Below are 7767 nucleotides of genomic sequence, written 5' to 3' on the forward strand. Positions count from 1 at the left end.
CTCCACGCTCGCCACGCTGCTGCTCCTCTCCGCTCCCGCCTCCGCGCAGACGCCCGTGCCCTCCGCGGCTCCGAAGGCCGCTGCTCCCGCCTCCGCTGCTCCCGCTCCCGCTCCTGCGGCTGCTCCGAAGGCCGCCGCGACGCCGAAGGCCGCTCCCGCTGCTGCTCCCGCTCCCGCCGCGGCTCCGAAGGCCTCCGCTCCCGCCGCGACGCCGAAGGCCGCTGCCGCCGCTGCTGTAGCGACGCCGAAGGCCGCTGCTCCTGCTCCCGCTCCCGCCGCGACGCCGAAGGCCGCTGCCGCCGCGCCCTCATCGAAAGGCGTGACGTTGCCCGCCGCAGTCACCGTCACGCTGAAGAACGGGACCCGGCTGCTCCTCGTGGAGAAGCGCGAGCTGCCCCTCATCGCCTTCTCGGCCTGGCTCCGGGGCGGCGCCGTCACCGACCCCGCGGGCAAGGAGGGCCTGGCCGCGCTCACCGCCGAGCTGCTCCAGAAGGGGGCCGGCTCCCGGAACGCCGAGCAGTTCGCCGACGCCGTGGACGGCGCGGGGGGCGAGCTGGAGGTCACGCCCGGCCGCGACGTGGTGACCCTCACCGGCAGCTTCCTCGCCCGCGACTCCGCGCTGATGGTGGAGCTGCTGTCGGACATGCTCGTGCGCCCGCGCTTCGACGCGCAGGAGCTGGAGAAGACCCGCGCGCGCCGCGTGTCGGAGCTGGCCGCCGCGAAGGACGGCGATCCGCGCGCCCTCCTCGGCACGTACTTCGACGCGTTCCACTTCCCCGCGCACCCGTACGGTCAGCCCATCGGAGGCAGTGAGGCGTCGCTGCCCGCGCTCGGCCGGGAGGACGTGCTCGGCTGGGCGAAGGCGAACCTGGGCGGAGACCGGCTCATCCTCTCCGTCGTGGGGGACTTCGACGCGAAGGCGCTCGCCGCGAAGCTGGAGTCCGCCCTGGGCGGCTGGGCCCCCGCCGGGCAGCCCCTGGCTCCGGTGCCCGCCACCGCGCCCACGAAGGGCCGGCGCGTGCTGCTCGTGGACAAGCCCGACGCCACCCAGACGTACTTCTGGATTGGCAACACCGGCATCGCCCGCACCGACGCGGATCGCGTCGCGGTGGAGCTGGGCAACACCGTGCTCGGTGGCCGCTTCACCTCGCTGCTCAACACCGAGCTGCGCGTGAAGACGGGCCTGACCTACGGTGCCCGCTCCACCCTGTTCCCCGGGCTCCAGGCCGGCCCCCTCGCCCTCTTCTCCTATACCCAGACGGACAGCACCGGCCGCGCCATCGACCTGGCCCTGGACGTGCTGTCGCGCTACCGCAAGGACGGCATGGACGACGCCACGCTCGCCTCCGCCCAGGCGTACGTCCTGGGGCAGTTCCCCCCGAAGCTGGAGACCGGGGCGCAGCTGGCCATGAAGCTGTCGGAGCTGGCCTTCTACGGCCTGGACGCCCAGGACGTGAACGGGTTCGCCAGCGCCGTCTCCGGCACCACCCGCGAAGGCGTGCGCACCGTGCTCCAGCGTGTCCTGCCCGCCCCGCAGGACCTCACCTTCGTCCTCATCGGCAAGGCGTCCGCCCTGCGCGACGTGGCCCGCAAGTACGGCCCCGTCACCGAGATGAAGATCTCCGACAAGCGCTTCACCCCGGTGTCCGCGCCCCTCCGCTGAGCGCGAGGCATCCGGGCCGTTGGGACCACAGGTCCTTGCGCTGGGAAAGCACTTCCCGGGTGACCCGACATGCCGGGCAGGTGGCTGCGTTGGAGGGGGGCGTCGGCTCCGGATCCGGAGCCGACATCCCACCATCGCTCATCGCCTGGAGGCGTCATGTCGTTGCGTCGTCTGTCGTTGTTGCTGGTCCCCACCTGCGCCACGTGGCTGGGCTGCGCCGAGCCGGAGCCCACCGTGAGCCTGGGGCTGCCGGCGGAGAACCCCGAGTGCCCCGCGTCGTCCGCCGTCCTGGTGAAGGCAGACACGCGCTTCCACTCGGGCGCGAGGGTGACGGCCGTCCCGCAGGACCTGTCGGGCCGCGACCTGGAGCTCCTCATCCTCCGGGGCTCCGGGTTCGAGCGGCGCGCGGGAGTCGCCGTGAGCGGCGGGAGCGTCTGCTTCCGCGACGTGCCGGAAGGGGCGGACTACTACCTGCGCTCGGACACCACCTACTACCTGGGCCACACGCGCCGCTTCGACCTGAGCGTCAACCGCAACGGCCGGCCGGACACCGTCACCTCCGCGGCCACCCAGACTCCCGTGAGGCTGAACCTCACCGGACTCCAGCCCTGGCGGGCCGACGCGCCCTCCGGCGAGGGCAGCCGGCTCCAGCTCGTCAGCGGCGAGGTGGCCTGGACGGCCGACCTTGCGTTCCCGACGGCCTGGCCCGTGGCCGGCGCCACCCAGACGCAGGGCATGGAGGCCCGGGCGTCGTCCCTCGACGGCAGGCTCCCCGTCCTCGAGGGGAGCAAGGGTGACCGGCTCTACGTCCACCAGCTCGACATCGTGGAGGACGGAAAGCTGCCGAGCGGCGCGCCCTTGAAGTACCGCACCGTGGTGGGCAGCCTGCAGGCCCCGGCGGGCTCGTTCACGCCGGAGGGCGACCCGGCGCTGGTGCTGTCCGGCGAGCTGAAGGCGGTGCGCCAGGCGTCCTTCGCGCCGGAATGGCCGCTGTCCGGGTTCACCCGCTGGCGCGCGGAGGTGAACCCGAACGCGGAGGCCCACCAGGCCCGGTTCGACGTGTTGCCCGTGACGTTCGGCCTGACGTCGGGCCGGGTGGGCTGCCAGGGCGAGCTGTTCACGCTCGAGGTGCCGGGCGGTGAGGACGGCGACATCGCGCGCCGCTTCACCTACGGCAATCCCTATCCCGGAAACTGGGGCATGGTGGGCTCCGCGAGCTACACGTTCGTCGCGTCCACGCCGGTCGTCGTGGGCAACCGGACCCACCGCCCCAGCGGCACCGTGCTCGTCATGAACCGGCTGTCCACCCTGACGTCGGAGACCCTCGTGCCGGGCATCACGCCGCCGCGTCTGCTGCGCATCGACGGGACGGATGCCGCCACGGTGCGGACGGTGACATCCACCCAGCCGGTGGTGAGCTGGCGGGAGCCGTTCGAAGGGGTGGTCGGGTCCTACCAGGTCGAGTTCATCAAGCTGGAGGCGGACGCCACCGACAGCCCGACGGTGAGCTTCTACGTGACGTCGGACCGGCTGCAGGTGAGCCCGCCGCCGGGCGTGCTGGAGGCCGGCTCCACGTACTACGTGCGCGTGACGGCGGACGGCTCGCCCTTCACGCCCTGGCAGGCGCCGGGCACCACCGCCGACGTGCTGCCCATCTACAAGGCGGCGACGTTCAGCGCGGCCTTCACCACGCCGTAGCCCCGGGAAGGCGCCCGCTACCGCGAAGCCTGGCGGTGGCGGGCAAGGCACTGCTGGTAGCGCGCGTCCACCGACCGCGCGAACCACGCCGTGGTGCGCTCCCCGCTCAGCTTCACGCTCTTGAGCGTCACCTGCGGGAGCTGCGCGTAGGCGGGTGGCTGACCCGTCTGTTTCGCATACACGCGTTTCACCGCGAGATATGTATCGGTCGTCTCGAACTCCGCCGTCTTCTCCTTCTCCACATCCTTGCGCACCCGGCGCTCGCTCAATTGCGGCGCGTGACGCTCGCGAAAGACAAGCAAGGCCTTGAGGCTCTGGCTGTCTTCACCCCGGGGCTCGCCCTCCTTGTCATACAATTGCAAATCACCATCCGTCGCGAGCGTCATCCCGGTGAGCCGGCTCACCTGGGCTTGCAGGGCGGCGTTGCGTGAGCTGTATTCACCGGCGTTGTAGTCCGCGAAGCGGAAGAGGGGCTCGCCGTACGCGGCCTCGAAGCCCAGCAGCCGCGCCGTGCCGTAGCGCACGCCCCCGGCGCGCGTGTACAGCGACTCGCGCACCGCGTCCGGATCCGCGTCCGGGCCCACCTTCTCCACCGCGTAGCGCACGCTGACCTGCATGGAGCCCGCGGTGGTGATGGGGTTCTGCCCCGCGAACGACGACGGGCCGAACAGGGAGCTGGCCAGGTCCGCCGCCGCGTAGGTCGCCGGGTAGGCCTCCTCGTAGTACGCGAGCATGTCCCGGAAGAGCCGGTCCAGGTCCCGCTCGGTGCGCGCCGCGTCCAGCCGGGCCCCGAAGGTGCGCTTCGCCCCCTTCGGCTTCGCGCCCAGCACCTCCTCCAGCACGCGCCGCCCCAGCGGGCCCAGCTTCCCCGCCGTGCTGTCCAGCTTCTGACGCACCAGCTTCGCGAGCCCCGGCACCGCGGGGTCCGCCTGGAAGCCGGACTCCTGTTCGATGACGGCCAGTACCTGACACACCACCGACGGCGACGGGAGCTCCTCCTCCGCGTCCAGCGCCGCCAGCACGTCGCGCGCCCACCCCTCGCGCTCCTCGCCCTTCACCTTCGAAGGCAGCAGTCGCACCACCTGCGCCACCGACAGCCGCGGGGGAGGTGGGACCTCCGCCGCGGGCGCCGGCGCCCGCGACGCGCACGCCACCGTGAGGCCCAACAAGGCCACCAGCGCCGGTGCCCAGGCTGTCCTCGTCCCCTGTGTCCGGGAGGTGGCCCCCTGCGTCATGTCAGCCCTCCCGTGCATGCTGCGGCCCGCCTCATGAAACACCTGAAACATCCTGCCGGGCACCGCCGCTTCGTCCAGGAACCCCCGATGACAGACTCACTCCGAGTCCTAGATGAGATTAACGGGTAATCCAGGTTCAAGGTGCTTGTTCGGGAGGGTGGGGGAAAGTAACTAAACGCACTTTCTCCAAAAAGTAGTTGCACTGATGAAAACAAGTGTGTCACGTATCATCCCGCTGTTTCTTCATGGAGGTATCGCGTTGGCTACTCGACTGTTGAAGACGATTGGCGCGGCCTGGCTCGGCGTGGCTCTGACGGCGTGCGGTACGCAGGGTTCCACGGGTGACGAGGTGCAGGCCCCCGAGCAGGAGAAGTCGGGCGAGGACATCCAGAGCACGCTGAACGCGCTCGGTGGTGCCCAGGTGGTGGGCGTGCACGCCGACGGCATCCCGGACAGCATCCGGGGCGAGCTGGGTCGCGCGGTGGGCACGCTGAACACGCTGACCGCGGGCCATCAGGCCGTCGCGGGCGTGGCCCCGGCGTTCCGGCTGAACGCGGAGGACCTGGTGCTGCGCAACTCGCACAGCGACGAGCAGGGCAACCAGCACCTGCGCTTCAAGCAGCTGAAGAACGGCCTGGAGGTCGTCGGCGGTGAGCTGGCGGTGCACGTGCGCCCGGACGGCACGGTGTACGCGGCCAACGGCTCGGCGCGCGACGGCGTGAAGCTGTCCGCCACGCCCCGCATCGCGGGGACGTCGGCCACGCAGGCGGCGCTGGCCGCGACGACGGGCAAGGGCCTGTCCACGCAGGGCTCGCCCCGCCTGGTGTACGTGCGCACCGAGGACGGCGCGCTGCGCCTCGCCTACGAGGTGACGGTGACGGGCGAGGGTGCCGAGACCCCCATCCGCGACCTCGTGTACGTGAACGCCCAGGACGGCTCGCTCGTGCTGCGCGCGCCGCAGATCCACACGGCGCTCAACCGCAAGCTGTACAGCGCGAACAACGGCACCAGCACGCCGGGGACGCTGAAGCGCAGCGAGGGCCAGGCGGCCATCGGTGACGCCCATGTCGACCAGAACTACGACATGCTGGGCTACACCTACAACTGCTACAAGACGCTCTTCAACCGCGACTCGCTCGACAACGCGGGCGCCACGCTCATCAGCACGGTGCACTACAGCACCAACTACGTGAACGCCTACTGGGACGGCACCCAGATGGTGTACGGCGACGGCGACGGCGTGAACTCCATCGAGCTGGGCAAGGACGCGGACGTCACGGTCCACGAGCTGACCCACGCGGTGACGTCGTACGAGTCCAACCTCACGTACTCCGGCCAGTCCGGCGGCCTCAACGAGGCCATGTCCGACACGTTCGGCGCGGTCTGCGAGAGCTGGCAGTCCGGCACGTGGAGCACCGCGGCGGCCATCTGGATGGTCGGCGAGGACGTCTGGACGCCCGGCACGGCGAACGACGCCCTGCGCTACATGGATGACCCGGCGAAGGACGGCGCGTCCAAGGACTGGGCGGCCAACGTGACGTCCGGCACGGACGTGCACTACAGCTCCGGCGTGCCCAACCTGGCGTTCGCGCTGCTGTCGAAGGGTGGCGTGCACCCGCGCGGCCGCTCCACCATCAACGTGCCGGCCATCGGCGTCGAGAAGGCCGCCCGCATCTGGTACAAGGCCAACACGGACATCTACACGGCGGGCACCACGTTCCTGCAGGCGAAGACCTGGACCATCCAGGCCGCGCAGGAGCTGGGCTACGACCAGGCCACCCAGGACGCGGTGAAGGCCGCCTGGGAAGCGGTGGGCGTGGGCGGCGTGGTGGTGCCTCCGACGACGATCCCGCTGACCAACAACGTCGCGGTGACGGGCATCTCCGACGCGACGGGCAACAACAAGTACTACACGCTGGCGGTGCCCGCGGGCTCCACGGCGCTGACGTTCACCACCTCCGGCGGCACGGGTGACGTGGACCTGTACGTGCGCTTCGGCACCGCGCCGGACGCGGCCACCTACGACTGCCGTCCGTACGCCGGTGGCAACGCGGAGACGTGCACCATCACGAACATCCAGGCGGGCACCTACTACGTGATGCTCAACGCCTACTCGGCGTACTCGGGCGTGACGCTGAAGGGCAGCTACACGAGCGGTGGCCCCACGGGCAACGTGCTGCAGAGCAACGTGCCGGTGACGGGTATCTCCGGCGCGGCCTCCTCCTTCACCACGGAGTGGGTCACCCTGGACGTGCCGGCGAACAAGACGGTCACCATCACCACCTCCGGTGGCACGGGTGACGCGGACCTGTACGTGCGCTTCGGCTCCTCGCCGACGACCACCACGTACGACTGCCGTCCGTACACCTCCGGCAACGGGGAGACCTGCACGCTGACCAAGACGACGGCGGGCAAGTACTACGTGAAGCTGCGCGGCTACGCGGCGTACTCGGGCGTGACGCTCAAGGCCGTCTACTAGTCGGTCCGGCTGGACTGAAGACAGGCACCCGGGGAGCCCCAAGGCTTCCCGGGTGTCGTCGTTTCGGGGGTCCAACGGCGTGACTAGCGCCGCACCTGCACGTCGCGCGCGACGGTGCGGCCGCCGATGAGGTCGAACCGGGCGCTCACCGGGGTGCCTTCGCGCAGCTCCAGCTCTTGGATGGGCACGCGCTGGCCCTGGCGCAGGCCCCGGCTGCGAGGGTCGAGCTGGAGCTCGTAGACGGAGCCCTCGCTGTCGCGCACGTGCAGGCTGCCGCGGCCCACGCGCGTGACCGTGCCGCTCACGGTGCTGGACGCGATGACGACCTGCTCCAGCGGCCGGTCCGCGGTGTTGTCCGTCACGGCGGCCTGCGCCGCCTTGGCCGCGCCCTCGTACCAGGCCTCGTCTTCGTCGGCCTGGACCGCCTGCGCGCCAATCATCACCCGGCCCTCGTCCGGGGCCAGTGTCGCGGGCAATCCGTTCGCGTCCACCGGGGCCTGCTGGGGGGGCGCGTTCGGCGCCGCTCCGCCCTGGGGGGCATTCCGGGCCGGGGCCATGCCGCTGCCTCCGGTGGCCGGGGCCTGGGCACTGCCGCCCTGGGCTGGCGTCGTCGCTGGAGCCTGGGCACTGCCGCCCTGGGCTGGCGTCGTCGCTGGAGCCTGGGCCGTGCCGCTGCCTCCGTAGGCCGGGGC

5 protein-coding genes are annotated in these 7767 nt (G+C 71.3%); 3 read left to right on the plus strand and 2 right to left on the minus strand.

Annotated features, from left to right (window positions below; all coding sequences use genetic code 11):
* Together D7V93_RS32315 and D7V93_RS32320 are read left to right on the plus strand one after the other, a co-directional pair.
* On the plus strand, positions 1 to 1663 hold a 1663-nt coding region (locus tag D7V93_RS32315; RefSeq protein WP_372338370.1), incomplete at its 5' end, for a M16 family metallopeptidase.
* 156 nt (positions 1664 to 1819) lie between these two features.
* On the plus strand, positions 1820 to 3361 hold the full coding sequence (locus D7V93_RS32320) for a fibronectin type III domain-containing protein (RefSeq protein WP_147451455.1): 1542 nt from the start codon (positions 1820 to 1822) through the stop codon (positions 3359 to 3361).
* Between the two features lie 17 nt (positions 3362 to 3378).
* Here the strand turns inward: D7V93_RS32320 and D7V93_RS32325 are convergent, their stop codons facing one another.
* The gene (locus D7V93_RS32325) at positions 3379 to 4596 is read right to left on the minus strand and encodes a DUF1615 domain-containing protein (RefSeq protein WP_120647045.1); all 1218 of its coding nucleotides are present in this window, start codon (positions 4594 to 4596) and stop codon (positions 3379 to 3381) included.
* A gap of 259 nt (positions 4597 to 4855) precedes the next feature.
* Here D7V93_RS32325 and D7V93_RS32330 point away from each other — a divergent pair, with 259 nt between their 5' ends.
* On the plus strand, positions 4856 to 7075 hold the full coding sequence (locus D7V93_RS32330; RefSeq protein ID WP_120647046.1) for a M4 family metallopeptidase: 2220 nt from the start codon (positions 4856 to 4858) through the stop codon (positions 7073 to 7075).
* Between the two features lie 83 nt (positions 7076 to 7158).
* Here D7V93_RS32330 and D7V93_RS45335 read toward each other — a convergent pair.
* Positions 7159 to 7767 (minus strand): hypothetical protein (locus tag D7V93_RS45335; protein ID WP_158623911.1); only part of this gene is annotated, 609 nt, incomplete at its 5' end.

It is taken from the genome of Corallococcus llansteffanensis, from assembly GCF_003612055.1.
Lineage (GTDB): Bacteria > Myxococcota > Myxococcia > Myxococcales > Myxococcaceae > Corallococcus > Corallococcus llansteffanensis.